At 61.8% G+C, this 26,067-nt stretch carries 26 protein-coding genes and 2 tRNA genes; 18 read left to right on the top strand and 10 right to left on the bottom strand.

The window, feature by feature from the left end:
- Nucleotides 1-21: 21 nt before the first annotated feature.
- Nucleotides 22-963 (bottom strand): DMT family transporter, encoded by a 942-nt coding sequence (locus RLQ26_10310; GenBank protein ID MEQ9089116.1) that lies wholly within the window; start codon nucleotides 961-963, stop codon nucleotides 22-24.
- A gap of 212 nt (nucleotides 964-1,175) precedes the next feature.
- On the opposite strand from RLQ26_10310, the gene RLQ26_10305 reads away from it, so the two are divergent.
- From RLQ26_10305 to RLQ26_10295, 3 genes are all read left to right on the top strand, one after another.
- Nucleotides 1,176-1,709: a hypothetical protein gene (locus RLQ26_10305; GenBank protein MEQ9089115.1), complete on the top strand. Its 534-nt coding sequence runs from the start codon at nucleotides 1,176-1,178 to the stop codon at nucleotides 1,707-1,709.
- Between the two features lie 218 nt (nucleotides 1,710-1,927).
- Nucleotides 1,928-3,430, top strand: coding sequence for an aldehyde dehydrogenase family protein (locus RLQ26_10300; GenBank protein ID MEQ9089114.1), 1,503 nt, complete (start codon nucleotides 1,928-1,930; stop codon nucleotides 3,428-3,430).
- A 304-nt stretch (nucleotides 3,431-3,734) separates the two neighbouring features.
- Nucleotides 3,735-5,132 carry a sodium:proton antiporter gene (locus RLQ26_10295; GenBank protein MEQ9089113.1) on the top strand — a complete coding sequence of 466 codons (1,398 nt, stop codon included), beginning with the start codon at nucleotides 3,735-3,737 and terminating at the stop codon, nucleotides 5,130-5,132.
- Between the two features lie 20 nt (nucleotides 5,133-5,152).
- Here the strand turns inward: RLQ26_10295 and RLQ26_10290 are convergent, their stop codons facing one another.
- Nucleotides 5,153-5,983: a universal stress protein gene (locus tag RLQ26_10290; GenBank protein ID MEQ9089112.1), complete on the bottom strand. Its 831-nt coding sequence runs from the start codon at nucleotides 5,981-5,983 to the stop codon at nucleotides 5,153-5,155.
- 148 nt (nucleotides 5,984-6,131) lie between these two features.
- Between RLQ26_10290 and RLQ26_10285 the strand changes: the two genes are divergently transcribed.
- Complete coding sequence (locus RLQ26_10285; GenBank protein ID MEQ9089111.1) at nucleotides 6,132-7,238, top strand: acetoin utilization protein AcuC; 1,107 nt, start codon at nucleotides 6,132-6,134, stop codon at nucleotides 7,236-7,238.
- Complete coding sequence (locus RLQ26_10280; GenBank protein ID MEQ9089110.1) at nucleotides 7,235-7,717, top strand: DUF192 domain-containing protein; 483 nt, start codon at nucleotides 7,235-7,237, stop codon at nucleotides 7,715-7,717. The genes RLQ26_10285 and RLQ26_10280 overlap by 4 nt, the downstream gene beginning before the upstream one ends.
- Here RLQ26_10280 and RLQ26_10275 read toward each other — a convergent pair.
- From RLQ26_10275 to RLQ26_10265, 3 genes are all read right to left on the bottom strand, one after another.
- A complete protein-coding gene (locus tag RLQ26_10275; GenBank protein ID MEQ9089109.1) occupies nucleotides 7,714-8,067 on the bottom strand; it encodes a hypothetical protein in 354 nt (117 codons plus the stop codon). The two genes, RLQ26_10280 and RLQ26_10275, sit on opposite strands and share 4 nt — an antisense overlap.
- A gap of 107 nt (nucleotides 8,068-8,174) precedes the next feature.
- On the bottom strand, nucleotides 8,175-8,840 hold the full coding sequence (locus RLQ26_10270; GenBank protein MEQ9089108.1) for a class I SAM-dependent methyltransferase: 666 nt from the start codon (nucleotides 8,838-8,840) through the stop codon (nucleotides 8,175-8,177).
- Nucleotides 8,841-8,898: 58 nt separating this feature from the next.
- On the bottom strand, nucleotides 8,899-9,738 hold the full coding sequence (locus RLQ26_10265; protein MEQ9089107.1) for a universal stress protein: 840 nt from the start codon (nucleotides 9,736-9,738) through the stop codon (nucleotides 8,899-8,901).
- A 199-nt stretch (nucleotides 9,739-9,937) separates the two neighbouring features.
- On the opposite strand from RLQ26_10265, the gene RLQ26_10260 reads away from it, so the two are divergent.
- Nucleotides 9,938-10,438 (top strand): Hsp20/alpha crystallin family protein, encoded by a 501-nt coding sequence (locus RLQ26_10260; protein ID MEQ9089106.1) that lies wholly within the window; start codon nucleotides 9,938-9,940, stop codon nucleotides 10,436-10,438.
- Between the two features lie 194 nt (nucleotides 10,439-10,632).
- Here RLQ26_10260 and cysQ read toward each other — a convergent pair whose 3' ends face one another.
- The gene (cysQ, locus tag RLQ26_10255; GenBank protein ID MEQ9089105.1) at nucleotides 10,633-11,409 is read right to left on the bottom strand and encodes a 3'(2'),5'-bisphosphate nucleotidase CysQ; all 777 of its coding nucleotides are present in this window, start codon (nucleotides 11,407-11,409) and stop codon (nucleotides 10,633-10,635) included.
- A 147-nt stretch (nucleotides 11,410-11,556) separates the two neighbouring features.
- On the opposite strand from cysQ, the gene RLQ26_10250 reads away from it, so the two are divergent.
- From RLQ26_10250 to RLQ26_10230, 5 genes are all read left to right on the top strand, one after another.
- Nucleotides 11,557-11,633: transfer RNA gene (locus RLQ26_10250), tRNA-Pro, on the top strand.
- 34 nt (nucleotides 11,634-11,667) lie between these two features.
- Nucleotides 11,668-11,946 carry an ETC complex I subunit gene (locus RLQ26_10245; GenBank protein MEQ9089104.1) on the top strand — a complete coding sequence of 93 codons (279 nt, stop codon included), beginning with the start codon at nucleotides 11,668-11,670 and terminating at the stop codon, nucleotides 11,944-11,946.
- A gap of 8 nt (nucleotides 11,947-11,954) precedes the next feature.
- Nucleotides 11,955-12,031 (top strand) — tRNA-Arg (locus RLQ26_10240).
- Between the two features lie 123 nt (nucleotides 12,032-12,154).
- Nucleotides 12,155-12,610 carry a c-type cytochrome gene (locus tag RLQ26_10235; protein MEQ9089103.1) on the top strand — a complete coding sequence of 152 codons (456 nt, stop codon included), beginning with the start codon at nucleotides 12,155-12,157 and terminating at the stop codon, nucleotides 12,608-12,610.
- Nucleotides 12,600-13,052 carry a c-type cytochrome gene (locus tag RLQ26_10230; protein MEQ9089102.1) on the top strand — a complete coding sequence of 151 codons (453 nt, stop codon included), beginning with the start codon at nucleotides 12,600-12,602 and terminating at the stop codon, nucleotides 13,050-13,052. Before RLQ26_10235 ends, RLQ26_10230 begins: the two co-directional genes overlap by 11 nt.
- 39 nt (nucleotides 13,053-13,091) lie before the next feature.
- On the opposite strand, the gene RLQ26_10225 is transcribed toward RLQ26_10230, so the two are convergent.
- Nucleotides 13,092-15,860 (bottom strand): LuxR C-terminal-related transcriptional regulator, encoded by a 2,769-nt coding sequence (locus RLQ26_10225; protein ID MEQ9089101.1) that lies wholly within the window; start codon nucleotides 15,858-15,860, stop codon nucleotides 13,092-13,094.
- A 216-nt stretch (nucleotides 15,861-16,076) separates the two neighbouring features.
- Between RLQ26_10225 and RLQ26_10220 the strand changes: the two genes are divergently transcribed.
- Complete coding sequence (locus tag RLQ26_10220; GenBank protein ID MEQ9089100.1) at nucleotides 16,077-17,198, top strand: OmpA family protein; 1,122 nt, start codon at nucleotides 16,077-16,079, stop codon at nucleotides 17,196-17,198.
- Between the two features lie 93 nt (nucleotides 17,199-17,291).
- Here RLQ26_10220 and RLQ26_10215 read toward each other — a convergent pair whose 3' ends face one another.
- Complete coding sequence (locus tag RLQ26_10215) at nucleotides 17,292-17,846, bottom strand: hypothetical protein (GenBank protein ID MEQ9089099.1); 555 nt, start codon at nucleotides 17,844-17,846, stop codon at nucleotides 17,292-17,294.
- A gap of 263 nt (nucleotides 17,847-18,109) precedes the next feature.
- On the opposite strand from RLQ26_10215, the gene RLQ26_10210 reads away from it, so the two are divergent.
- From RLQ26_10210 to RLQ26_10200, 3 genes are all read left to right on the top strand, one after another.
- Nucleotides 18,110-19,807 (top strand): PAS domain-containing protein, encoded by a 1,698-nt coding sequence (locus tag RLQ26_10210; GenBank protein ID MEQ9089098.1) that lies wholly within the window; start codon nucleotides 18,110-18,112, stop codon nucleotides 19,805-19,807.
- Nucleotides 19,797-20,423 carry a response regulator gene (locus RLQ26_10205; protein ID MEQ9089097.1) on the top strand — a complete coding sequence of 209 codons (627 nt, stop codon included), beginning with the start codon at nucleotides 19,797-19,799 and terminating at the stop codon, nucleotides 20,421-20,423. The genes RLQ26_10210 and RLQ26_10205 overlap by 11 nt, the downstream gene beginning before the upstream one ends.
- Nucleotides 20,424-20,498: 75 nt before the next feature.
- Nucleotides 20,499-21,344 carry an AEC family transporter gene (locus tag RLQ26_10200; GenBank protein MEQ9089096.1) on the top strand — a complete coding sequence of 282 codons (846 nt, stop codon included), beginning with the start codon at nucleotides 20,499-20,501 and terminating at the stop codon, nucleotides 21,342-21,344.
- Between the two features lie 24 nt (nucleotides 21,345-21,368).
- Here RLQ26_10200 and RLQ26_10195 read toward each other — a convergent pair whose 3' ends face one another.
- Complete coding sequence (locus RLQ26_10195) at nucleotides 21,369-22,061, bottom strand: glutathione S-transferase family protein (GenBank protein ID MEQ9089095.1); 693 nt, start codon at nucleotides 22,059-22,061, stop codon at nucleotides 21,369-21,371.
- A 177-nt stretch (nucleotides 22,062-22,238) separates the two neighbouring features.
- Between RLQ26_10195 and RLQ26_10190 the strand changes: the two genes are divergently transcribed.
- From RLQ26_10190 to RLQ26_10180, 3 genes are all read left to right on the top strand, one after another.
- A complete protein-coding gene (locus RLQ26_10190) occupies nucleotides 22,239-23,174 on the top strand; it encodes an alpha/beta hydrolase (protein MEQ9089094.1) in 936 nt (311 codons plus the stop codon).
- A gap of 83 nt (nucleotides 23,175-23,257) precedes the next feature.
- The gene (locus tag RLQ26_10185; GenBank protein ID MEQ9089093.1) at nucleotides 23,258-24,055 is read left to right on the top strand and encodes a metal ABC transporter ATP-binding protein; all 798 of its coding nucleotides are present in this window, start codon (nucleotides 23,258-23,260) and stop codon (nucleotides 24,053-24,055) included.
- Nucleotides 24,021-24,860: an iron chelate uptake ABC transporter family permease subunit gene (locus tag RLQ26_10180; GenBank protein MEQ9089092.1), complete on the top strand. Its 840-nt coding sequence runs from the start codon at nucleotides 24,021-24,023 to the stop codon at nucleotides 24,858-24,860. The genes RLQ26_10185 and RLQ26_10180 overlap by 35 nt, the downstream gene beginning before the upstream one ends.
- Before the next feature lie 4 nt (nucleotides 24,861-24,864).
- Here the strand turns inward: RLQ26_10180 and metC are convergent, their stop codons facing one another.
- Nucleotides 24,865-26,049 carry a cystathionine beta-lyase gene (metC, locus tag RLQ26_10175; GenBank protein MEQ9089091.1) on the bottom strand — a complete coding sequence of 395 codons (1,185 nt, stop codon included), beginning with the start codon at nucleotides 26,047-26,049 and terminating at the stop codon, nucleotides 24,865-24,867.
- Between the last annotated feature and the right edge of the window lie 18 nt (nucleotides 26,050-26,067).

The raw sequence follows: 26,067 nt of genomic DNA, 5'->3' as shown, positions 1-26,067 counted from the left end.
ATCGGCCGGTCTGTCTGCCGTCTAGCCGATCCGTCGCGCGTCGGGTGGGGCGGTGCGGGCGCTCACCACAGCAAAATAAATTCCCACAAAGATCAGGAAAATCCCGACGATGTGATAGGGGTGAAACGCCTCCCCCAGCAGTCCCACCGCGAGAAGCGAGCCGTAAACGGGGATCAGGTTGGTGAAATATCCGGCCGTGTTGGGTCCCACGGCCGCGACGGCGCGGTTCCAGATGAGAAGCGCGGCACAGGATGGGAAAAGCGCGATATAAACCACAATCCCCATCAGCTGGGGTGTGTCCGGCAGCCGGCCGCCGGTGCCGATGTCCCACACCATCAGGGGCAGCGTGAGGAGCGCGCCCAGAAAGGCAATGATGGTGGCGAAGGGAAGGGGCGAGAAACGCGTCTTGAAACGGCGATAGGCGACCGAATAGGTGCCCCACATGGTCAAGGCCGCCAGCATGAAGAGGTCGCCCGGATTGAGCTGAAGCCCGAGCAGTACGTCGAGACTTCCGCGCGCCGCGACCACCACAATCCCCAAAAAGGAGATTGTCACGCCCAGGGTCTGGCGTCGGGTCAGGCGTTCGCCGAGACCAATCCACGATGCCAGGATGATTACGATCGGCAACAGGCCGTTCACGATGGCGGCATTGACGGCTTCGGTATGGAGGACGGCGAAATAGGCCAGGATATTCACGCCGATGATGGCCGTGATGCTGTAGAGGATGAGTTTCGGCCATTCCTCGCGGACGAGAAAGCGTTCACGCCAGAGCTGGCGGCCGCAGAGCAGGCTGAGGAGAAACGCCCCAAGAAGCCAGCGGAGGGGCGTAAGGGTGAATGGCGAGACCGTGTCCACGACCGCCCGGCCGGCAACGATGTTACTGGCCCAGAATAAGGGTGGGAGAAGGAGCCAGAAAAAGGGGGCGTAATCCCGTTCAGGCGTGGGATGGGGGGGCTTTGGCAATCTTGGGCTCCTGGGGCCGGCGGCGCACCTTAGGGTGGAGCTGACCGGCCCGCAACCATGGATCGCGGGGTGGATGATTACCTAAAACTTTAGCAAAATTTGTCGCGACTTTGAGTAAAAGTATACTATAAATATAGTAATATTATATCAATTTAAGTATTGATCTTTGAAGCATTACAACTTTTACTTGACGGTGAAGGGAGACCTCCGTCTTGAACGTATCCGACCGTCACACTATCCGGGCCGGAAGCGGCGTTGCCGCCGCGACGGGTGCCGTTGCGCCGGGCGGGCCTGGTAACCGGGTTCGCGCGGTTGACGGTGTTGTCGGACCGGGCCCCATTCGCGGCCGGCAGAAGGGCGGGGGTGATCAGGGGCCGCAGGATGGAGATGACGGACCGCCGGATCGCCGGGTGCCGGAGCCGGAAAGCCGCAAATGGCTGCCGGAAAAGATCCTGTCCGGCTTTGCCGGTCTGCCCGATGAGGATGCCCGGGAGATGAGGGACAGGTTATCGGATCAGGTCACATCCCTCTTCAAGGAGGCGGAATCGATGGAGCCGGTCTCCTATGGCGGGACCGGGGAAGAGGATGCCGGACCCGCTGCCGCGGCCCAGGCTGTTCCGGCCGATGCCGGCTGGGGGGAGCCGATCCACGATGCGTCCGTCAAGCTGGCCTGTTACACCCGGGCGATTGAAATTCTGGGTCCCCGCCCGCTTCCACCGGGCGAGTTGCTCGACCGCAAGGGGTAATAAAACAGCGCCTTTGCCGGGCCTGAGCGATCCGCATCGCGGGGCCCGTCCGGACCCTGTCCTGCCGCTTGGCGGCCACGGAAAATCGATGAAAAACCGCAATTGCGGCACGGCTTTCTTGAAGCTGGCCGGGTGCCGGCGTAGACTTTTGAAAACGCTAGGCTAACGGCCACGACCTGCCTGATATCGGGACGGGCGGGCAAGGGAGGAACAGACAGATGGATGTCAGCGTAACCGAAAATCAGATGAGTGCCGCGGTTTCGAAATTCCTGTCGGCAAAACGGCAGATGCTGATCGGCGGCAAATGGGTGGACGCAGCCTCGGGAGAAACCCTGCCGGTTTATAATCCAGCGACGGGCCAGATCATGGCCAATGTGCCGGCAGCCGACAAGGAGGACATCGATCGCGCTGTCAGTGCTGCGCGCAAGGCTTTCGAGAGCGGCCCCTGGCATACCATGTCCCCGTCGCAGCGTGGACGGTTGCTGGGCAAACTTGCCGACGCCATCGAGGCACATCTCGATGAACTGGCCGAGCTCGAATCCCTTGATAATGGCAAGCCGGTTTCCGTGGCCCGCGCCGCAGACGTGCCGCTTTCGGCCGATCTTTTCCGCTATATGGCGGGATGGGCGACCAAGATCGAGGGCAACACGAAGTCCCTCTCCATGCCGGGCGAATTCCTGGCCTATACGCGGCGCGAACCGGTCGGCGTGGCGGGACAGATCATTCCCTGGAACTTCCCGCTTCTCATGGCGTCGTGGAAACTTGGTCCCGCCCTCGCGGCGGGCTGCACCATTGTGCTCAAGGTCGCGGAACAGACACCCCTGAGCGCCTTGCGGCTGGGCGAACTCATCGGGGAAGTCGGATTTCCGGAAGGAGTCGTCAATGTCGTGACCGGCTACGGCGAGACGGCGGGTGCCGCGCTGGCGGCACACCCCGATGTGGACAAGGTGGCATTCACCGGCTCTACGGAGGTGGGCCGGCTGATCGCCAAGGCGGCCGGAGACACCAACCTCAAGAAAGTCACGCTCGAGCTGGGCGGCAAATCGCCCACGATCATCTTGCCGGATGCCGATATCGAGCAGGCCATAGCCGGGGCCTCCATGGGAATTTTCTTCAACCAGGGACAGACCTGCTGTGCCGGCTCCCGGCTTTACGCGCACAAGCACGTATTCGACAAGATTGTCGAGGGGGTGGCGGAACACGCCAAGGGTATCAAGGTCGGTCCCGGGCTCGATCCGGCGACCCAGATGGGTCCGCTGGTTTCCGAGGAACAACTGGCACGTGTGACCGGCTATATCGAATCCGGTCTCAGTGAAGGCGCCCGGGCGCTTTCCGGCGGCGCCAAAAAGGGCGATGCCGGCTACTTCGTCGAACCAACAGTTCTGACGAACACAAAGCCGGACATGAAGGTCGTGCGCGAAGAGATTTTCGGCCCGGTGCTTTGCGCGGAGCCATTCGATGACGACGATCTTGATCGCCTCGCAAAGCAGGCAAACGACACGATCTACGGGCTGGCGGCCAGTATCTGGACGAAGGATCTGTCCATGGCCCACAAGCTGGCCCACCGCATAAAGTCAGGCACGGTCTGGGTAAATTGCCATAACGTGTTCGACGCCGCGATGCCCTTTGGCGGCTACAAGCAATCGGGCTGGGGCCGGGAAATGGGCCACGAGGCCCTGAATTCCTACACCGAGACCAAGGCCGTCACGGTAAAACTCTAGACCGAATTGCGGGGCTGCTGCCGAGCAGGAGAAACGGGCCGATTCGGCCCGTTTTTTCTTGTTTTCTTGGCTCGCGACTCGGGCGGGGCGGACGACGGCGGGGAGGGCCGGCAAGGCTTGGCCTTGGGAGGCCCGTCGGGCATACTCACGCGCCGTAAGATCGCGGATTCAGGCGAGTGATTGACAGCACAATGACGACAGAGCGTACAGCACGATGACGACAGAGCGTATTGATGGCGCGGCCCGTCTTTCCAGGACTGCCTCGCGGCGGGACTGCGGAGCCCTCAGGGCGGTGATTGCGACGATGTTGCTGGGGGGTGGCTTGCTGGTCCCCGATGCCGCGGCCTGGGCCGCCACGGCCGGGGCCCCTCATCTCGATGGCGGAGAACTGGGGCTGATCTGGATCGTGCCGTTCGTCGGCATCCTTTTGTCAATCGCGATCCTGCCGCTGCTCGCTCCGACGCTCTGGCACAACCATTTCGGTAAGATTTCCGGCGCCTGGGCCCTCGCCTTTATCGGCCCCTTCACGATCATTTACGGCTTCGAACTGGCTCTCTACGAGGTGCTGCACACGCTGTTCCTCGAATATATCCCTTTCATCATTCTGCTTTTCGCCCTGTTTACAGTCGCCGGAGGAATCCGTCTCAAAGGGGCATTGCGAGCGACACCCGTCGTCAATACCGGGCTCCTGGGGGTGGGTACAGCGATCGCCAGCTGGATGGGGACGACCGGCGCCGCAATGCTCCTGATCCGGCCGATGATCAAGGCCAATGCCTGGCGCGAGCACAATGTGCATGTTTTCGTGTTCTTCATTTTCCTGGTCGCCAATATCGGGGGGTCGCTGACGCCCCTTGGCGATCCGCCACTCTTCCTGGGTTTCCTCAAGGGGGTGGACTTCTTCTGGCCGACGAGCCACATGCTGCTGCCGATGCTGCTGGTCGCCGCCAGTCTTCTGGCAATTTTCTATGTTCTGGACAGCTATTATTTCCGCAAGGAAGCGAAACAACAGTCCGTGGATACGGATGAGCCCCTCGGGCTGGAGGGCGCGCAGAACATCATTCTGCTGGCAGGCGTGGTTGGCGCCGTTCTGCTGAGCGGGATCTGGAAGCCGGGAATCTCGTTTACCGTCTACCACGTCAATGTCGAGCTGCAGAACATCGCCCGGGACCTGCTGCTGCTGTTCCTCGCATTCCTGTCCTGGTCGTTCACCAGCGCGCAAAGTCGCAAGGCTAACGGGTTCAGCTGGTTTCCGATCGTTGAGGTCGGCAAGCTCTTTGCGGGTATTTTTCTCACGATCATTCCAGCCATCGCCATTCTGCGGGCGGGCACATCAGGGGCGCTGGAACCGGTGGTCTCGATGGTGTCGGGGCCGGGGGGCGAGCCGAACAATGCCGCCTATTTCTGGCTGACGGGAGTGCTCTCCAGCTTCCTCGACAACGCGCCGACATATCTGGTGTTCTTCAACACCGCCGGTGGTGACGCGGCGACCCTGATGGGGCCTCTGGCCACCACGCTTCTGGCGATCTCGGCCGGCGCCGTCTTTATGGGAGCGAACACCTATATCGGCAATGCGCCGAATTTCATGGTGCGTTCGATCGCCGAGGAACGTGGCATCAAGATGCCAAGCTTTTTCGGGTTTATGGGGTGGTCGGCGCTCTTCCTTCTGCCGATTTTCGCCGTCGTCACCTTCTTGTTCTTCTGAGGTAGGCCCGGCTGGCAGGGCTAATGAGTCATGAAGACCGGGACCGCCATGTGCTGAAGGATATGGCGGGTGGCGCCGCCCAGAACCATTTCGCGCCACCTCGAATGGCCGAAGGCGCCCATGACCACCATGTCGCAATTCTCCGCCTCGGCGAGGCTCAGGATAGCCGGGCCCGCGTCACGATCATCGGATGACGTACGGGCGCTGCAATTCACCCCGTGGCGTGCGAGGAAGGTCGAGATATCCCGCCCGGTCTCGAATTTTTCGTTCGAGGTAACCGGGGCAAACAGGATGACTTCTTCCGCTGACTTCAAGAAGGGCAGCGCCTCCCGGACCGCGCGCGTCGCCTCGCGCTTGTCTTTCCAGGCGACAAGAATCCTCTTTCCGATTCCGGGTGGCGCCGTTTCGTGGAGCGGGAAGACCAGGACTGGGCAGGGGGCATGAAGACCGAGATGGTCGGGAATCTGCATCACGACCTTGTCCTCGAGCGTGTGCGGCTCCGACTGGGCCACAATGGCCAGATCGGCGAGGTTGGCATAATGGGTGAGGGTTTCGAGGTGATCGCCTTCCTCGATCTTCCATTCCCATGATTTTACGCCAAGGGAGCCGAGCCGATCGATGATCTCCTTCTCCAGCGCGGCACCTTTTTCACGCGCGATTTCGGTCGCTTCCGCCAGGAAGGCATGGGAGGCGCCCCGGCCCGAAATCCCCGCGGGCATGTGAACGGGAGAGGTGATGTAGAGGGCCACCACGTGGGCCCCGAATTTCTCGGCAATGCCGGCGGCCAGCTTTACGCGCTCGATACACGCATCGTCGGAGGCCACGTGCACCAGTATGGTCTTGAATGGCATTTTCTTCCTCGAAGCCCTGGGTTCTGGTGCTGAGCCTAATTGGAGGGCGCGGGGAAGGCAAACCTCAATTCCGGCACGGCACTGGCGGTTGTCGGGCGTCGTCCGGATTGACGCTTCAGGGCTCCCCACCTAGTCTTTCACCCTGGCGATGACACGACCATGCTATTTCATCGGGAGCGAGATCTTCCGGCCGCTCCGACACGGCAGCCGGCACCCGCTCAACATCCCCCGGGTCTCGACGACAATAGACCTGTGCCGGGAGCTGAACTGGCTGGATTTGCCGGGCTCCTACCTGGACAGTCCTTGCGCCACTCCGGACGAGTTGCACGCGTTCCACGACCCCGCCTATATCGCGGCCCTTGTCCAGGCCGAGGAGACGGGCGTCCTCCCGCGCGAGTTGTCTTTGCGCTTCAACTTGGGCGGGATCGAAAATCCGATTTACTCGGAATGTTTCACGCGGCCGGCTACGGCCGCGGGCGGGACTCTCCTCGCGGCGGAACTGCTGGCGGCGCCGGGCATCGTCTATCATCCGGCCGGCGGCACGCACCATGGCCGCGTCGACCGGGCGAGCGGCTTTTGCTACCTTAACGATCCGGTGTTGGGTATCTGCCGGTTCCTCGCGAACGGGTTCAGCCGCGTGCTTTATGTCGATCTGGACGCGCACCACCCGGACGGGGTCGAGGACCGCTTCGCGGGGGACCAGCGGGTCCGGATGATTTCCGTCCATGAGGCGCGGAGATGGCCTTTCACCGGGCGCAAGGAAGACAGGGCCGGGGGCTCGGCCTGGAATTTTCCTGTCCCCCGGGGCTTCAACGACAGCGAATTGGGCTATCTGATGAGCGAAGCAATCCTGCCGTTGGCGCAAGATTTCGAGCCCGAAATCGTCTTCATCCAGGGGGGCGCGGATGGCCTTCTGGAAGACCCTTTGTCGCGGCTGGCCCTGTCCAATCGCGCGTTATGGGAGACCGTTGCGGTCCTCGCCGATCTGGCGCCCCGCACGCTCGTTGTCGGAGGGGGCGGATATAATCCCTGGTCGGTCGGCCGTTGCTGGGCGGGTATCTGGGCGACGCTGAGCGGCTCGGCCATCCCCGAGCGCCTGCCTGAAGGGGCCGAAAGGCGTCTGCGGGCCATTTCTTGGTCGCACCGCCTCGCCAAAGACCCCCCGGAGGCGTGGTTTACAACGCTGATGGACCAGCCTCGCCCGGGACACGTGCGTGACGAGGTAAAAATGCTGGCCGGGCCGGTCGCTGCATGATGCGGGCGCGAGTTCGCCGAATTTTCGTGGTCCTTGTCGGCCTGAGCAGCGCCCTCTGTGCGGGGGCCGGCGTTGCCGTTGCATCATCCGGAACTGAAGAGTTGGTGATCCGGGGTGCCGGCGGGGAACATCGGTTCGAGGTCGAAATCGCGGATAATGAAAAAGCCCGCGCGCAGGGCCTGATGTATCGGACGACCCTGGCATCCGACAAGGGCATGATTTTTCTTCTCGCGCACAATCGGCGTGTGGCCATGTGGATGAAGAACACGCCGCTGTCCCTGGATATGATCTTCATCGACGCCAGCGGACGGATTGCCGCCATCGTTGATCGGACGACGCCCAACTCGACCGATCTCATCGCGTCGCCCGGTCCGGTGCGCGCGGTCCTCGAAATACGGGGGGGCGAGGCCGCCCGGCGTGGCCTGGCGCCAGGGGACTGTGTCCACTTCCGCGAATTTTCCTGTGGGGCCTTGCCCTAACCGTCCAGTTCGGTTGCCGGTGCCGGGATGCGGTAGCCGCGTGCCGCCGCCCCCATGTCTCCGGCGGGGAGCTGCTTTGCCTGCCAGCTCTGTCCCGAGGCGACCAGACAGGCGGTGCCGTCGGTGCTGCTCGCGATGATTGTCCAGGTCGTTCCGTCCGTAGCTGTCAGAACTTCGACAAGCATGCCGTTTTCGGCGAGACCGGCGGCAACCGGGGCTTCGTCGTATCCGGCGGCAAGCCCCTCAAGGACGGTTTCCCGGGGGCCGCATTCGGTTTCGGCGGCGGAAAGTTTGAAGGGCGAGAGCGCCAGGCTCAGGCCAACAAAAATGAGAAGATTCGCGGGCTTCATGCCAAGTCTCCCTAAGGACGGAGCCTTCCTGGCTCCATCTGAAGCTTGGCCGGGAAACATTTAAGAAGATGTTAAAAATATCGCGGATTTCCGCCAAAAAAAATCGACTACCCCCGAGTCCGGGCAAGAAGCAGGCCGTCGCCAATGGGAAGGAGGGACATGCTCACGCGTTCATCCTCCCGGATTTTTCGGTCGAGGGCGCGGATCGCCTGGGTCGAGTCTTTCTGATTTTCGGGGTTGGCGACATCTCCTCCCCAGAGAGTGTTGTCGATAGCCACCAGCCCACCGGGGTGAAGGAGTTTTAGCGCCAGTTCATAATACCTGTCGTAATCGTCCTTGTTCGCATCGATGAAAACAAAATCAAAATCTCCGGCCCGCCCGTCAGCGAGAAGTTTTTCCAGGCTCGCAATGGCGGGACCGAGCACGAGGTCGATCTTGTGAGCAACCCCGGCTTTCTCCCAGTACTCCCTGGCAACTGCGGTATAGGTCTCGGAAATATCGCAAGCGATTACCTTGCCGTCTTCCGGCAGGGCAAGCGCAACCGCAAGCGCGCTGTAACCCGTATAGGTCCCGACTTCGATCGTATTCCGGGCTCCCGTGATTTCCATCAGAAGCCCCATGAACTGGCCCTGTTCCGGGGAAATCTGCATCATGGAATACTCGATGTCGTCGGTCCTCTCCCGAAGAGCCCGCAGGCTGTCAGCTTCGCGGATGGTGTTTGCCCGGTACCAGTCGTACAGGCGATCGGTCAGGAAGGTGGTTTTGCCGGACAAGGTTAAATCCCTCGTGGAACGTATGCGTAGAGATAGCAGGGGATATTGTTGCGCCGACTCAGTGGGCGATCAGCACGGGGACCGGTGCATGAGAGATCATGTACTCCGTCACCCCGCCAAAAAAGAACTCACGCATCCGGCTATGGGAATAGGCCCCCATCACGAGCATATCGGCGCCATGATCGGAAATTGCCTTCAGCAAAAGCTCTTCAGTCGCGCTGCGCTCACCGTTGAGGGTGACAGGGCTTGCGTCTATCCCGTGACGTTTGAGGTAGTTCACCGGTCCGTCCGGGGAGATATCCCGGTTGCCGTTGGAGACGGTTACGACCACGACCTTTTTAGCCTCCTCAAGTAGGGGCAGGGCACTGGTGAGTGCCGTGGCCGATTCGGGGGTTTCATTCCAGGCGACCAGGATCGTGTGAGGTTGTTTCGCCGGCTGCAGATCCGCCGGCAGGAGAACAACCGGGCGCTTGGTATCCATCAGGGCCGCCTCGAGGTTTGCGCGCTGGCCGATGGAGACAGCGTTCTGGCCGGGCTGGGCCATAACGATGAGATCTGAAAGCAGCCCGACGTGCCCCAGCGCTTCGCCTTCTTCGCCGGTGATTTCCTGCCAGTCGCAAGGCAGGTCCGCGTCCTTGGCGATGCTGTCGCGGATATCCTCGAAAGCCGCCCGCGCTATCCGCTGCCGGGTTTCGTTCTCCTTCAGCACGGCGGACTGCACCTCTTCCATCACCGCGCCGCTCAATCCTTCGGCCGTGAAGGGAAGGGTCCGGGACGGGTCCTGGTGCACGAACAGAACGTCCAGCACCCCACCGAGCTTGATCGCAAGCTGGGCCGCCGTTTCGATAACGCGGCGATCTGACTTGGCGCCGATCGCAAGGGCCAGGACGACGGACATCTGAACGCGGCTCCCGAAACCGTTGTGACTGCAGTGTTAGGTGTTTGCGTTGCTCGTCAGCTTCGAGGCCATTCTGCCTTGACCTAGGTCATTGTCGCAAGGGCCGTATCCGGCAAAATCCGACACAGCCCTCCGGCTTGACGTCTCCTTCAGTAGCCGCGAGGCAATTTCCCACGGCGGTCTTTGAGTGGAGAAAGCAATGGTCAAGAGATCCGAGCAAAGAACACTACCTTCTCGTCACTTTATGCCGGGGTTCTGGGGACACCAGCCTTTCGGCGCACTGCGCCGCCAGATGGAGCAATTGTTCGACGAATTCACGCCCGGGCCGGGCCGGGAGGAGGAGGAGGGCGGATGGCTTGCCGCCGGCCCGTTTCTTCCCCGCATGGACATGCTCGAGGATGATGATTCGATTGAAATCAGGATGGATTTGCCGGGAGTCGATGAGAAGGACATCGAATTGAGTTACAGCGATGGCGTTCTGACGGTCAGGGGAAAAACGGAGAAGGAGACCAGAGAGGAAGGCGACAAGGAGATACAGAAACTTGAGCGCGTATTTGGTGCCTTTCAACGCTCCGTTCTTTTGCCGGCCGATGTGGACGTCGATAAATCCAAGGCGGAACTCAAGAAAGGAGTTCTGACGGTCAGACTTCCAAAAACGCCCCAGGCAAAAGAGAAAGTGAAGCAGATTCCTGTCGGTTGACCCGGTGCGATGATCAAACCGGGGCGGGGCCTGAAGACAGAATACGGACCGGCAACCCCCGAGGCGGCTCCCCCCAGACGCCGCGGCCGGTACCGCTAGATAGCGGGTCTTTCCTGCCCCCCTGGAAAGCCCGCTATCGTCCCGGCCCCAATTTTCGCCGGAAAACCCAAAGTGGAAAACTCAAAGCGGAAAACCTAAAGTCCGGTTGCAACAAATCCCGGATTGCGGAAGCCCGGCTTGCCATAGCTCAGCGAACCGCCATCCCAGGCGCTCAATGAGCCACCGGCCGCCAACAGTATCGCGTGACCGGCCGCAATGTCCCATTCGAATGTGGGCCCGAACCGGGGGTAGATGTCGGCAGTACCTTCCGCCAGCCGACAGAATTTCAGGGATGATCCCGCCGTTACGGAGCTGGTCGCTGAGGCCCGGGCAAGATAGGCCCTGGTCTCGTCATCGAAATGCGAGCGGCTGACCACGGCGGTGGCCCCTCCTTCGGGAGATTTGCGGCAGTGAATGGGTTGGGGCGGTTCATCTCCGAGCTGCCGCCAGGCGTGCCCGTCGCCGGCGGTCCAGTAGATCGCCTCGAGGGCGGGGAGTTGAATGACGCCCAAGCGCGGCAGCCGATTCTCGATCAGCGCGACATTGACGGTAAACTCAGGGATCTCGTCGATAAACTGTTTGGTTCCGTCGAGAGGGTCGATCAGAAAAAAGGGCTGAGCGAGATCCATGCCGGTCGAATCCAGCGGCCCTTCCTCTGAGATAATCGGCAAATCCGGGGCAAGCGTGGCAAGTCGCGCCGTGATGAGATCATTGGCGGCGTGGTCCGCCACGGTCACCGGGGATTGATCCGCCTTGGTCCGGATATCCGGTTTCCGGCCGTAATGCGCCATGATCGCGGCCCCGGCTTCGCGGACGATCGGCAGCAGGGCCTTGGCAAGAGATTGCAGGCGATCGGCGGAAAGCTCGCTCATGGGGCTGGTATAGCGGCAAAAAATGATGCTGGAAACCGGGCTCAGGCCGGTCCGGCAGGCGAGGAAGGTGGCGAGCCTTCGGGGCCTATCAGGAAGGTTGCCGTCAGGCGGCTTACTCCCTAGATTTCGCCCGTATCCGCGTCTCCACGGGGCGTGGCGCAGCCTGGTAGCGCGCCTGCTTTGGGAGCAGGAGGCCCCCGGTTCGAATCCGGGCGCCCCGACCAGGACGTGGAGTCGGTCAGTCTTGGACAATGGAAGATGAAGCTTCATATCTACGCACCCGCCCGCACGGCGACACAATCGGGGAAGGCCCAGACGGGTCACTGGGTGGCCGAATTCGTTCCCGAGCGACCGCGTTCGCAGGACCCGCTGATGGGCTGGACGAGTTCGGCCGACACGACCCAGCAGGTCAGGCTGCGCTTTCCCAGCAGGGAAGAGGCTATCGCCTTTGCGGAGCGTGAGGGGTATGCCTATGTTGCCGACGAAGTGAAGCGGCCAACGCCGCGGCTCAAGAGCTATGCCGACAATTTCAGGTAAACGCGCGGGCGCCCTTAGCTCAGTTGGATAGAGCAACGGCCTTCTAAGCCGTAGGTCCCAGGTTCGAATCCTGGAGGGCGCGCCACGCGCGCTGGCCCGGCCGATCCCGCGCTACCCCCTCGCATAGCGATCCCTTTCCTTGACGCAGGTCAAGGGACGCCCGAGTGCTCTGCCTCATAGTCAGCCGAAATAGAGATGGAGGTTGGTTATGACCTGTCAATTCAGGCTCTCCCGCAATTTCCGTGACCGGATGACCCGGACCGCTTGCCGCGGCGCGGCGCTCCTGGTGGCCCTTCTCTTCCCGCTTGCCACGGCGAGTGCTGCCGAGACGGCCGATACGGTCGGCGAGAGCGAATATCGAGCCTATTGTGGCGGCTGTCACGGCGCGGACGGGCGCGGCGAAGGGCCGGTTGCCAATTACCTCAGCGTAAAGCCGAAAGACCTGACGGCCCTTTCGATCGGGAATGACGGGAATTTCCCCTTCATGCGCATCTACCGGACGATCGACGGCCGGGATGAGATCGGTGTCCACGGCACCCGCGAAATGCCCGTCTGGGGTGATCGCTTCAAGGAAGAGGCGGCCGGCCCTCACCGGGAAACGCAAGTGCGCGGCCGGATCCTGTCGCTGATCCTCTATCTGGAGAATATCCAACGTGACAAATAGGCGCTCGGCAGCGATGGGGGCGACAGCCCTGAGTCTCGCCATGTTCTGCCTTGCACTCGGAGCGACCGCCCGGGTGCAGGCGGCAGACGATGATCCCGCGGCCTCCGGCGAGCGGGAATACGTCAACAGCTGCGCCACCTGCCACGGCATGGATGGCAAGGGCGAGGGGCCTGTTCCCAGCCTGCTCAAGGGGTATCTGACCGATGACCCGTCGGACCTGACGACGCTGGCGAAAAGAAATAACGGTCAGTTTCCGTGGGAGCATGTCGTTCGCGTTATCGACGGGCGGGCCGATGTGATGGTCCATGGCTCTCGCGACATGCCGGTCTGGGGCTGGCGATACCGGCGGGGCAGCGGCGGGGTCGAGAACCCCACGGCCGAACTCATAGCCCGCGGGCGTATTCTGAATCTCGCTGAATACCTGAAGTCCATGCAGGAATGACGAGCGGCGTTCAGGCTGCCGCCCGGCACCCGGGGCCTGTCACAGCAGGGCGTATTCACGCGCCCGGGCAATCGCCCGGGTACGATTGCGCACGTCCAGCTTGGCGTAAATATGGTTGATATGTTTCTTCACCGTGGATTTTGCCACGAACAGCCTGTCGGCGATCTCGGGATTCGAAAATCCTTCTGCCATAAGCGCGAGAACTTCTATTTCGCGATGGCTGAGCGCCTCAAAGGGGAAGCCGGAGTTTTCATCCGGCGCCTGTGCCGCACCGGTTGAGCGGGAAGGCCGGGGCTGCGAGGCGACAAGGGCAGCGGCATTCTGAATCTCGCGAATGCGGCGGACAAGATCCGGTGCCACCGGCGTATCGGTCAGCCGGTTCTGGCGTCCGACGAGCGCGACCAATTCCAGCGCGCCCGCGCCGCCATGCAGGAAGGGCAGCGCCGTCCCGGCTGCCTCTCCGGTCTCCAGGGCACGACGGATTGTCGCGACAGCGTCGTCCCGCCGGCCCTGCGCATCGAGGCATAAAGCCTGAAGAACGAGGATGTCGACCAGGCTGGTTTGGCGGGAGGCTTTTTCGGCCGCCCCCTCGAGCCGTCGAAGCAGCATCAGGGCGCGTTCCGGGCGGCCCGTCCGCAATTGCAATTGGGCCAGGGCCAGGCCTTCCGCTTCCTGGGCGAGATCCGGTTTTTCCGGCACAGAGATGTCGCGCTCCCGCGCCCAGGCCGCAGCTTTGGCCGTATACCCGCCGCTGATCCAGTGGCGTGCCAGGACCGCGCGCGCGAGGCGCGACAGGGCGGACATCTCGTTATCGGCCGCATGCTGCACGACGTTCTCGATTTCCTGGATTGCCCGCTCGGCCCGGCCGGTCACTCGCAGGAATTCAGCATGCAGCAGATGACCGAAAACATAGCCAAGCTTCTCGTAGCCCAGATCAACGAGGGCGAGTCCGTCCACGATATGCGGCTCGGCGGCGCCGATCTCGAGCCGGTTCAGGTGAATCTGACCCAGCCCCATCCGGGCGAGGCCCATCATCGGGACCGGCGGGCGGCCCTGGTCCTCCCAGTGCTGCAGCAGTTCTTCCACGGCGTGCATGGCCTTGCCGGTGTGGCCAAGATACGTATTCGACAACAGATGAAAATATCCGGTGAGGCCCGACGTATGAAATGGCGTATCCGCTCGGCCGCTTTCCTTCCGAGCGCGCTCCATGACGTTTGCGGCCGGGACCGGGTCGCCCATCAGCAGATAGGCCAGCCCCATGGCAAATTCCGCGATCGCGCGGGACAGGGCGTCGGCGGGCGCTGCCTTCTTCAGTGCCGCCTCGGTGCTCCGGACGGCTTCGGGCATATCGCCCTGATGAAGAATCTGGATCGCGGCCCGGATCTGCAGCAACTGCCCTGAAACTTCCTCGGCCTCTTTTTTGCCGAGGCCTCCACGGTTTTCGGAGAAAAGGGCAGACTCGGCCTCAAGCAGCCGTTCCTGTGCGTCCCAGAACCTGGCCCCCCGGGTCAGCATCCATGCATAGCACATGGCCAGGATAGGTCGCTGGCGCAATATCTCGGTGTTGTCGAACATCCGCAGCCACGCCCCGACGCTCTCGTCATTGCGGCCGTCAAAAAGGTGCGGATAGGCCACCCGTTCGGCAAGATCCGCGGCGCTCTCCATATCGCCCGCCGCCTGCCAATGGCCGATGGCCAGTTCGGGCATGTCCGCCTCTTCGAACCACGTGGCCGCGCGGCGGTGCAGGCCGGGGATGATTTCGGGCCGGTCCCGTGCGAGGCGCTGGCGGAGAACATCGGCGAAGAGGTGGTGGTAACGAAACCAATGCCGTCCGTCATCGAGCGGGATCAGAAAGAGATTTTCCCGTTCCAGCCATTTCAGCAGGGTGTGCCCGTTGACGCGCCCGGTTACGGCGTCGCAGACGGAGTGGTTAAGTTGCTCGAGGACGGATGTTTCGAGCAGGAAAGCCTGAACTTCCTGTGTCAGCGTGGCCAGCACATCGTCACTCAGGTAATCCGTGATGGCCCGGTTGCTGCCCGAGAAGGACCGAATGAACTGGCCACGATCCGCGCGATCGCGCAGAGAGAGAAAGGCGAGCTGGAGCCCGGTGACCCAACCTTCGGTCCGGCTGACCAGCGCGTCCACCTGTTCTTCGGACAGCCCGAGAGTCCGCTGCGTGTTGAGAAACTGATCGGCCTCGTCTACGGAAAGGCGGAGATCGACCGCGTTGACCTCGGCAAGCGTTCCGTGGGCCCGCAAGCGGGACAGGGACAGGGGCGGGGTCGCGCGGGTGGCGATGGCCAGATGAAAATTCTGCGGGGCCAAGTGTAGCAGCCTGTCCACCAGAGCCGGAATCTCCTTGTCGCCGGCAAGGTGGAAATCGTCGAGTATGAGGGCAAAGGGCCGGCTTTCCCGGGCCATGTCGTTGGCCAGCGCGTGGACCACGGCATCCATGGCCACATGCTGCCCCTGTCCCAGCAATCGGGTGGCCGAACTTCCCGGATTGAGATCCAGGCGCGCTAGCGCGGCGGTCACGTAGCGAAAGAAGCGCACCGGATCGGCGTCTCCGCGGTCGATGGACAGCCAGGCAACCGGGATACCGCCTTCGATCAGGAATTGGCGCCATTGGGCCAGGACCGTGGTCTTGCCGAACCCGGCCGGCGCCTCGACGACCAGCAGTCTGCGGCTGCGCCATTCCTCGAACCGGGCCTCGATGCGGGAGCGCCGGACCAGCGGATGGGCATATTGTGGCGCGTAAAGCTTGGTATCGAGAAGGCTGTCGCCGATGGTGTCAAACGTCGAAACCATGGAACCACCGATCCGTTCACAATGACTTGCCCGGGACTCGCCTGGTTATTTTCTACCCCATTTCGGTTGGAGGGGGGTGAATTTTTTTAGGGGGTGAAGTTGCAAAAAGGCATCAAATTCAGAAATTTAACCGGAAGAACGGGGCAGGTGGCTTTCAACAAAGGCCACGATCCTGTACAAAATAACGAAACCACATCTCTCCCCCGGAGGACATCCATGGCGCTCCGCCTCAACCAACCAGTTCTGGCCCTGTTCGCGGGCCTTACCATCGCTGCCGGCGCAGGTGGCGCGACCGCTGACGACCATATGGCGGCGCCCGCTGCGGACGGTTTGTATGGCGCAATTGGCGGCGGTGCGACCTTTCTGGAAGACGCCGACAATACCGGTTCCATTACGGTGGAGAGCGAGTTCGATCCGGGCTTCGGCGTTCTCGGAAATATGGGGTACGACTGGGGCGATTTTCGAACCGAGCTCGAGCTGAGTTATCGGGAAGCGGATATCGACCGGCTCCAGATCACAAACGACAACGGCCTTGGTGTTGCTGCCGGGGTGGGCTCCCTCAATGGTCTTTCAACGAGCGGTGACGGTGAAATGCGGGCCTTTGCCGTTATGGGCAATGTCCTCTATGACATGCCTCTCGGCCGCGATTTCGTTCCCTATGTCGGTGGCGGCATCGGCATCGCGGATGTGAAGCTTGACGCCGATGCACTCGGCGCGCGGATTGCGGACTCGTCGGACGATGTCCTGGCCTATCAAGGCATCGCGGGTGTCGCCTACGCCCTCACCGAACAGCTTTATCTTTTCGCGGATTACCGCTATTTCGCGACCACCGATCCTGAACTGGCCGACGTCAGCGGGGGCGCCTTCGACAGCGAATTCAAATCCCATAACGTATTTGCCGGACTGCGGTTCTATTTCAACGCGCCTAAAGCGCCCGCGCCTGCTCCCCAGCCGGTGGCCACGCCGGCGCCGCCACCACCGCCGGCAGAGTCAGAACCCGAGACAATTCCCACCTTCATCGTCTTTTTCGACTGGGACCGGGCCAATATCCGCTCCGACGCCGAAGGAATCCTGCGCGACGCGATCGCCGCTTCGGGCGAGCACGGCATCACCCGCATCGTGCTGACAGGCCATGCCGACACCTCGGGCCCGGCCGCGTACAATATGGGCCTGTCGCAGCGCCGGGCCGATAATGTGCGCCAGTTCCTGGTTGCCAATGGGATCGGGGTGGGGGATATCGCGACTGTCGCGAAGGGCGAGACCAGCCTTCTGGTCCCTACACCCGATGGCGTGCGGGAGCCCCAGAACCGGCGTGTGGAGATCGTGCTTTCCAAATAAGGGAAAGAAGGTCTGTCCAGGGGATCGAATGAGAAAGGCCCGCATCTGGCGGGCCTTTTTTTTCGGTCTCGCTGCGGGGTCGTGCGGTCCGCGTCAGTCGGCCGAAGTAATCTGGCGGCCGGTGGGATCCGCCTTGGGCTTGAGCGCCATGACCGGATCATTTTCCGGCACCGGGCAACTCAACTCCGGCAGGGCCCGTAACCGGGTCCGGTTCGCGGTTTTCTTCAATCCCTCGCGACCGTCCTCGACGACACTGCGCAGGGCGGAGCGCTGGGCGCTGCAAAACCCCTTGACCTTGTTGGCCCGTCGCGAACCATCGTTGGCGAGTGAGGTGACGTAGCGGTCGAACTGGCTGAGGTAACGCTGACCGTGCTGTTTCTTGAAGTGAGTCTTGAGGACCCGGGTCTGGGCGACGATTTCCGGGGTGAATTCATTGACGTAACGATTGTAATCCGCGGTCAGGTCCTGGCCCGGCCGATGGCGGCAGTGAAGGGCGGCGACCATGAAGTCGCTGTGGACCTGCCGGATGGCCGCAGCCTGGCGTTCGGCCGCAGTGTAGCACGCCTGGGCGGTTCCGGCGGTGATGACCGCCGCAAGGGCGGCTGCCGTCAGCGCGGTACCAAACTGGAAAGTTTTGTACTGGAACATGCCGACCCCCCGTGATCCGACAACTGGCAACTTACACCAGAACTGCCTTCGAGGTGAACAGTTTGCCGGGAAGTTCGGAAGAATCCGTTAATGGCGTGACTTTTAAGCATCTGATTTATATAAATTTTGTGCTGTTTTCTATTTATGGCCCCAGATGTATGTTGGGCAGGTCGCTCCGGTCCCAGATATGCGGGTCCGGGTGAAGTTTCCGAAACAGGCCGAGCCGGGGAAGGCGGAGCATAAGCGGGGATCCGGGGTTGAAAATGGGCAACTTCACGAGGGCAGAGGGCGCGGAAGGCCGGACCGGATCCCTCAGCACGACCGGCGCCCGGTTGAGTGCACGTGCGGCGCCGGACGGCGAGGGAAAGGGACTTCTCCGGCGGGTTAAGGCGGCGGAAGAGGAAATACACCGGCTGCGCAAGGAACTGGCGGCCACCGAGCACGCCCTGCGCGCAGCCCGTCAGCAGGCGATCGCGCCGGCCGAGCATGAGCTTGAGCTCTGCGCCCTCCTGAGTCCCCAGGCCCGGGTTCTGGATATCAACCAGTCCGCCATCGAATACGGCGGCCTGCAGGCCGAAGACGTGCTGGGATCGCGTTTCGAGGAACTCGGTCTTTTCGCGGGGTTGGATGAAACCCGCGCATTGATGGAAAAGGCGGTTTCGAGCGCGCTGACAGGGGAGGCTGTGCATCATCAGCACCTCAAGGTCCGCGCTGCGGATGGCTCCACCGGAATTGCGGATATCACGCTGCGCCCGATCCGGGACGAGTCGGGCCATGTGGTGCTGGTCATCGCCGGCGGCGGCGATGTCAGCGAATACAAATATACCCTCGATGCGTTGCGCGAGGCGGAGCAGCGCTTTCAGGCCATTTTCAATCTCACCTTCAGTCTGATCGGCCTGCTGGATACCAACGGGACGGTCGTCGAGGTCAATGACACGTCGCTGATCGTCGGCAAGCTGACGCGTTCGGAGGTCGTGGGGAACCCGCTCTGGCTCGCAGCCCTGTTGGGCACGACGCCGGAGTGCCACGATCTGGTCCGTTCCATGGTGCGGGATGCGGCCAATGGCGAGTTTGCCCGTAACCAGATCGAAGTACGCAACGTGCTGGGGGAAGCGGGAAACCTTGACCTGTCGGTCAAGCCGATTTTCGACCAGTATGGAAAAGTCACCATGCTGATCGCCGAGGCGCGGGATATCACCGATCTCAAGCGCATGGAGGCAGAGGTTCGCTCCCGCGCGGACGAACTGGCTTATGTCGGGCGCCTCAATACGATGGGCGAGATGGCCGCCAGCATCGCGCATGAGATCAATCAGCCGCTTTGCGCAATTTCAAGTTACGCACAAACCTGCATCAGCCTTTTGGCCAATGATTCCGCAAACAGGGACGAAATTGTAAATGCGATGCAGCAGGTCGCGATACAGGCCGATCGCGGGGGGGAGATCATTCGCCGGTTGCGCGCCTTCGTCCGCAAACAGGCGCCCAAGAGCAGTCCACATGGGATCAACGCTGTCGTCTCGGAGGCGGCGGAGTTCATCCGAAGCGACCTCAGGCAGAAAAACGTCAATCTGACTTTCGATCTGATCGATCCTGATCCCCTGGTCATGGCCGACGGCATCCAGATCGAGCAGGTTTTGCTGAACCTGATCCGAAACGGTCTGGAAGCCATCGAGATGCACCCCAATTCCGCGCGGATCATCACCGTGCGCACCCTGCCGCCGGTAGATGGCTTCGTCGAGGTGCAGGTGATCGATTCAGGGCCCGGCATTCCCGATTCAGTCATGCGTCACCTGTTCGAGCCGTTTTTCACAACCAAGTCTCACGGGATGGGGATGGGCCTTTCGATCAGCCATTCAATCATCCAGAATCACGAGGGTCGGCTTTGGGCCTCGAATTCACCGGACGGCGGTGCCTGTTTTCACCTGACATTGCCAAATGCGAGCACAAACCGAGATGACTGCTGATTTGGAACAGACCGTTTTTGTGGTCGACGATGATGACGCCGTGCGCGGGGCACTGGCGATGCTGATGCGTTCGGCCGGGCTCGCTGTGGAGGTATTTGCCTCGGCTATTGAGTTTCTCGACCGTTATGAACGCGGAACAGAGGGTTGCCTGCTTCTTGATGTGCGAATGCCTGACATGAGTGGTCTGGAATTACAGGAACGGCTTGCGGAGGAAAAAATAGACCTGCCGGTCATTATTATCACCGGGCATGGAGATGTGCCCATGGCTGTGCGGGCGATCAAGGCGGGTGCGTTCGATTTTGTTGAAAAACCGTTCATTAACGACGTGCTGCTGGAGCGCGTGCAGAAGGCTCTTGACCTCAACCGCCAACAGGCGAGTCGGGGGGCCTGGCAAGGGAACGTATCCAAACGTCTGGCGATGCTGACACCGCGTGAAGGGCAGGTGCTTGAAATGGTGGTGTCGGGACTCTCCAACAAGGCAATCGCAAGCGAGCTGGGGATTACGGATCGCACCGTGGAAATCCACCGCGCGAAAGTCATGCGGAAGATGGAGGCTGACAGCCTCGCCGAATTGGTCCGCATGCGCCTTGCACTGGACACGACGAGCCACGCCTGAGACATTGGCGGGCCGGGTTACGGAAAGTCATCTCCCATAGAAATCTACGCTGAAATTGCGGCGGTCCTGGCGCCGGTGTTTACGGGGATCGGCATCGGGTTCGTCTGGGGATTGCTGCGGCTGCCCTACGATACCGAGTTCGTGCCAACGCTCGTCATGCATGTGGGCGCGCCGTTCCTGATTTTCTCGACCCTGACCAAATTGACAGTCGATCCGGCCGCTTTCGGAATTTTCGCCGGCTACTCGGTTCTGGCGCTTGCCGGCATGGCCCTTGTCGGCGCGATATTGCTGCGTCTTCTGCGGTACCGGGTGCAGGAGAATATCCTTCCGGTCACCTATCCCAATGCCGGCAACATGGGGCTCCCGGTCTCGCTTTATGCCTTTGGCGAGGCGGGGCTCGCGTTGGGTATCGCATATTTTTCGGTGGCCGCCGTCAGCCAGTTCGTCCTGTCGCCTCTGGTCTATCTCGGGCGTTTTTCGGTCGTGGCGCTACTCAGGATGCCGACGATCTGGGCCATCGCGATTGCACTTGTCTTCATGACCACAGATACCGGACTCCCGCCTTGGGCGGCAAATTCGGTCGAATTGCTGGGGGCAATCACTATCCCGCTGATGCTCTTCGCGCTTGGCGTGTCACTGACCAGGATCCGGGTGCGGAACTTCCGTCAGGCCATCATCCTCACTGTCCTGCGCCTCGGTCTGGGAATAGGTGTGGGGTTCGGGTTGAGTTGGGTCTTCGACCTGGAGGGTGCGGCCCGGGGTGTTCTGATTCTGATTTCCTCGATGCCGGCGGCCGTATTCAGCTATCTCTTCGCGGCCACTGCCGACCGTTCGCCCGAAGCCATCGCGGGACTGGTCTTCACCTCGACAATCGTATCTTTTGTGACGTTGCCGCTGCTGCTGGCGCTCATCCTGGGTTGAACGCGGCAGGTCCGGCGTCCGGGTCTAGACGGTGTAAGCCGGGGTCTCCCGCGCGTACCCGTCAAAAAGGTCGAACATCCGCTCACGCCAGCCGTGGATCGGGTCACTGGTCTCCAGCAGAGGGTAGTCGCTGATCGACCGGGCCCACTGAAACATGCCGAAAAAGATGTAGTCGGGATAGGCCGGCGCGTTGCCCCCGAGAAACGGGAATTCGTCCACCACGACCCGCGCAGGGCCCAGCGACTTTCGCCAGGTCCCGAGTAATTCGGCAGAGCGGCCCCTTTGCAATTCCTCGGGCGTCGCCCCCAGCCTTTTCGTTCGGGACTCCCAGAAATATTCCTGATCTTCCGGCAGGACGTGCCGGTAGATATCGTGGATTACATGGGGAATGAGGGCCAGTTGAATTTCATCGACCCACCGGTTCATGAAGCGCGACATCGCGTGCCCCGTCTCGCCGTTGAACAGGCTCGGTCCGTCGGGATAGGTCTTTTCAAGATATTCGGCGATAGCCCAGGAATCGGCGACGACGTTGTCGCCGTCCATCAGGACGGGGACGAGTTTCTGCCCGCTAAAGGCAATTTTTTCCTTGTCTGTAAAACGAACCGGCTCGGACTCGAAATCCAGCTCTTTGTGGCGTAGAGCCAGCTTCGCGCGCCAGCAATACGGGCTGAAACGGCGGTCGTCCCGGCCCGCCAGGTCATAGAGCACACGTGTCATGTCGCAGCCTCCCCAACCGCACCCGGGGCTAGCCGGGTAGCGGTCTTCACCCATTCTTTTTTATCCCGTTCTCGCCTAAGGTTGACGTTTCGGGGTGCGGTGATCCTAGCATTGCGAGCCATCGGCATGGCAATAACCATCATGCCGGAAATTCCATCACAGAACCGTCGAGGTGAGATGAACAGTCTGCAAGCCTATTTCATCAAGCTGATGCTGCGCTTGACTTTCAAGCACAAGAATTTCGGAAAGATGACCCCGGAGGAGATGCGGGCCGATTTTCGCGCTTCAGCCGCGAAACTCTACAAGGCATCCCGCGAAGTCGGACGGACAACGCTCGATGCCGATGGCATCCCGGCCGAGGAAGTAACTCCGCTGAGCCGGTCCATACGCCGGACGGTACTTTACCTGCATGGCGGGGGATACGTTCTGGGTTCAGCCGAAACGCACCGCCCCATTACCGAAGCTCTGGCCGGGCAGGCCGATGCGCGGATTATTGCGCCCGATTACCGTCTGGCGCCAGAACACAAATTTCCGGCCGCTGTCGAGGATGCGGTCCGGGTATACCGTTGGCTTCTGGCGGAGGGAACGGCGCCGGCGGACATCGCGGTGGCGGGCGATTCGGCGGGTGGCGGGCTTGCCTTCGCTCTTTGTCTCGCGCTCAGGGACCGGGATATCGACCTCCCCGGCGCCGTTGTCGGGCTGTCACCCTGGACCGACCTGACGGGATCCGGCGATTCGGTCAAATCCAACGCGTGGTCTGATCCCATGCTCAAGCCCGACGGTATCGAAAATCTGGCGACGACATATCTGGCTCCCGGTGAGGACCGGACGACTCCGTTGGCTTCGCCGCTCTTCGGCAAATTTAACGGATTTCCGCCAACGCTGATTCATGTGGGTAGTAGTGAAATACTGCTGGACGATTCGACTCGTCTGGCGGAGAAATTGATTGAGGCGGGGGTGGAGGTGGAGCTGGACATCTGGGACGGCATGCCTCACGTCTGGCATCTCATGGCCGCCCAGCTTCCCGAAGCGCGTGGCGCGCTCGCGAAAATCGCGACCTTTCTCAAGGCGCATGTCGGTGAAATCGACAATGATGCGGCGACGGCGGCCTGACGGCTGTCCGGCGCCGTCCAAGCCAGGAACGGTCTTGGGCCGGTCTGCGGGAAAGCCACGCTACATGGCTGGGGGAGCGGAAATTGGATGAGTCTTCAAGCCAGTCTCTTGCCGGGACGGGGCCCCTGGTCCGGGCGGAGGCGGTAAGCCTTTCCTATGGTGGGCGTGCCGCGCTCGAGGACGTATCGCTTGCCCTCGGACCCGGTGAGATCCTGAGCCTGATCGGGCCAAACGGGTCGGGAAAGACGAGCTTGGTGCGCGTGCTGCTTGGCCTTGCGGTCCCGGATGCCGGGCGTATCGATCGTCGGGAGGGGCTGCGCGTGGGCTACGTGCCTCAGGCGGTAACGATTGACCGTACCCTGCCGCTGACGGTGCGGCGCTTTACCGGGCTTTTCATGCGTAACGGGCGGGATGAGCTTGAGACCACGCTGACCGAACTCGGTGTGGCCCATCTCGCGGACAGTCCCTTTCAAGACCTCTCGGGCGGCGAGCGGCAGCGGGTCTTGCTTGCGCGAGCCCTGTTGGGCCAGCCGGAACTCCTTGTGCTGGACGAGCCGACACAGGGCGTCGATGTAACCGGACAGGACGAAATCTATCGCCATATCCGCGCCGCGCGCGACCGGACCGGATGCGGCGTCCTGATCGTCTCCCACGACCTGCATCTCGTCATGGCATCGACCGACCGGGTGCTTTGCCTTAATGGCCACGTCTGCTGTTCGGGTACAGCCGCCGTCGTCGTCCAGTCCCCCGAATTCAAGGCGCTCTTTGGCAGCCAGGCGGTCTATGTTCACCATCACGACCACGTGCATGATCGCGCTGAGGCCTCGGCCGAGGACACACAGGCAAATGGTCAGGCGACTGGACCGTCACATCATGCTTGATGACTTTCTCTTTCGTGCCTTCCTGGGTGGAGCGGGGTTCGCGGCTCTCGCGGGGCCTCTCGGTTCCTTCGTGGTGTGGCGTCGGATGGCCTATTTCGGGGAAACACTGGCCCACGCGACGCTTTTGGGCGTGGCCTTGTCCCTCGCCATCGGCACTAATTTCTACTTGGGCGTGTTGGGCGTCAGCATAGCGGCCGTCCTGCTTCTTACAGCCATTCAGCACCGGGTCCGCGATCTGCCGATGGACACCATTCTCGGTGTCCTTGCGACCGGGGCGTTAGCCAGCGGCGTCATCGTCGCCGCACGGGACCCTGCGATGCGGGTGGATTTGCTGGCCTATCTTTTCGGGGACATTCTGGCGGTATCCGGCGCTGACCTTCTCTGGATACTGCCGGGCGCTCTCCTGGCGGGTGTCGTGCTTTTCCTGGCGTGGCGTGATCTTCTGGCGGTGACGGTGCATGAGGACCTGGCCCGTGTGCAGGGAATCAATGTCGGCCGGGTCAATCTGCTCTTTCTTCTCATGCTGGCCTTCGTGGTGGCGATCGCCATCAAGATCGTGGGCCTCTTGCTGATCGTTTCCCTACTGATCGTGCCGCCAGCCAGTTGTCGACCGTGGTCGCGCACACCCGAAGCCATGGCGCTGTTGAGCGCACTCGTGGGGGTACTTTCGGTGGGCGGCGGGCTCGCCCTGTCCATGGAGTTCGATTTTCCGGCGGGGCCGGCCATCGTGGTGACGGCGCTCGGTTTTTTTGCCTTCTCCCTTGCCGGGCGAAGCGTCGCAGCCGCCGTCGGACGTCAGAGCTGAGAGCTCAGGCCTCGGCAAGCCGCCGAAACCCGGCCTCGAGGTCCCGAGTCAGGTCATCCACCGCCTCAAGCCCGATATGGAAGCGCAGCACGGTGCCCGGCGCGTCCCATTCCGTGGCCGTCCGGTTGTTCCGTATGCGTGCCGGCAGGACCAGGCTCTCGAAACCGCCCCAGCTGTAGCCCATGGCGAAATGGGCGAGATTGTCGAGCATGCGCGCGAGACGTGCCTCGGCATAGTCTTCCCTGAGAATGACGGAGAAGAGCCCGCTCGAGCCCGAGAAATCGCGCTTCCAGTTTTCATGCCCGGGACAGGACTCGAAAGCGGGATGCAGCACGCGGGAGACCTCCGGGCGTTTTTCGAGCCAGCGGGCCACCGCAAGCGCACTTTCCTGATGACGGGCGAGGCGCACGGACAGGGTGCGCAGGCCTCGAAGTCCCAGGTAGCACTCCTCGGTCCCGGCGGAATGCCCGATCAGGCTGGCGGTTGCCTTGAGATTGAACCAGTCCTCTTCGCGCGCCAGGGTGACGGTGCCGAGCATCGCATCGGCATGGCCGACGATGTATTTGGTGGCAGCGTGGATCGATACATCGACACCATGCTTGAGCGCGGGAAAGAAAATCGGCGTCGCCCAGGTATTGTCCATCATCACCGTCACGCCCTTTCGGTGTGCGGCTTCTGCTATTGCAGGGATGTCCTGAACCTCGAAAGTGAGGGAGCCGGGCGCTTCGGTGAAAATTACCCGCGTGTTCGGGCGGATCTGCGTCGCGATTGCGACGCCGACCATCGGATCATAATAGGTGGTCTCGATACCGTAGCTGGCGAGGACCGAATCGCAGAATCGCCGGGTCGGGCCGTAGACATTGTCCACCATCAGGAGGTGGTCGCCGGACTTGAGAAAGGCCATGAGGGCCGTGGTGATGGCGGCAAGGCCGGACGGCAGAACCACGGTGCGATAGCCATCCTCGATCAGGGTAACGGCTTCTTCCAGCGCCTGTGTGGTGGGGGTCCCGATCCGGCCATAATAGACGCCTTCATAGGGGTTGGCCGAGGCATGGTTGAGCGCGGCCAGGGTCGGGAAGGTCACGGTTGAAGCCCGGTACACGGGCGGATTTACCACACCGTGCTGGTCTTCGGGATGGCGGCCGCCGGTCACCAGCTTGGTTTCCTGACTTGTCGTGTTTTTTACCATGTGCCCCTGGGTGCCCCT

Source organism: Alphaproteobacteria bacterium (genome assembly GCA_040220875.1).
Taxonomy (GTDB): domain Bacteria; phylum Pseudomonadota; class Alphaproteobacteria; order JAVJVX01; family JAVJVX01; genus JAVJVX01.
This window is presented reverse-complemented; position numbering and strand designations above follow the sequence as displayed.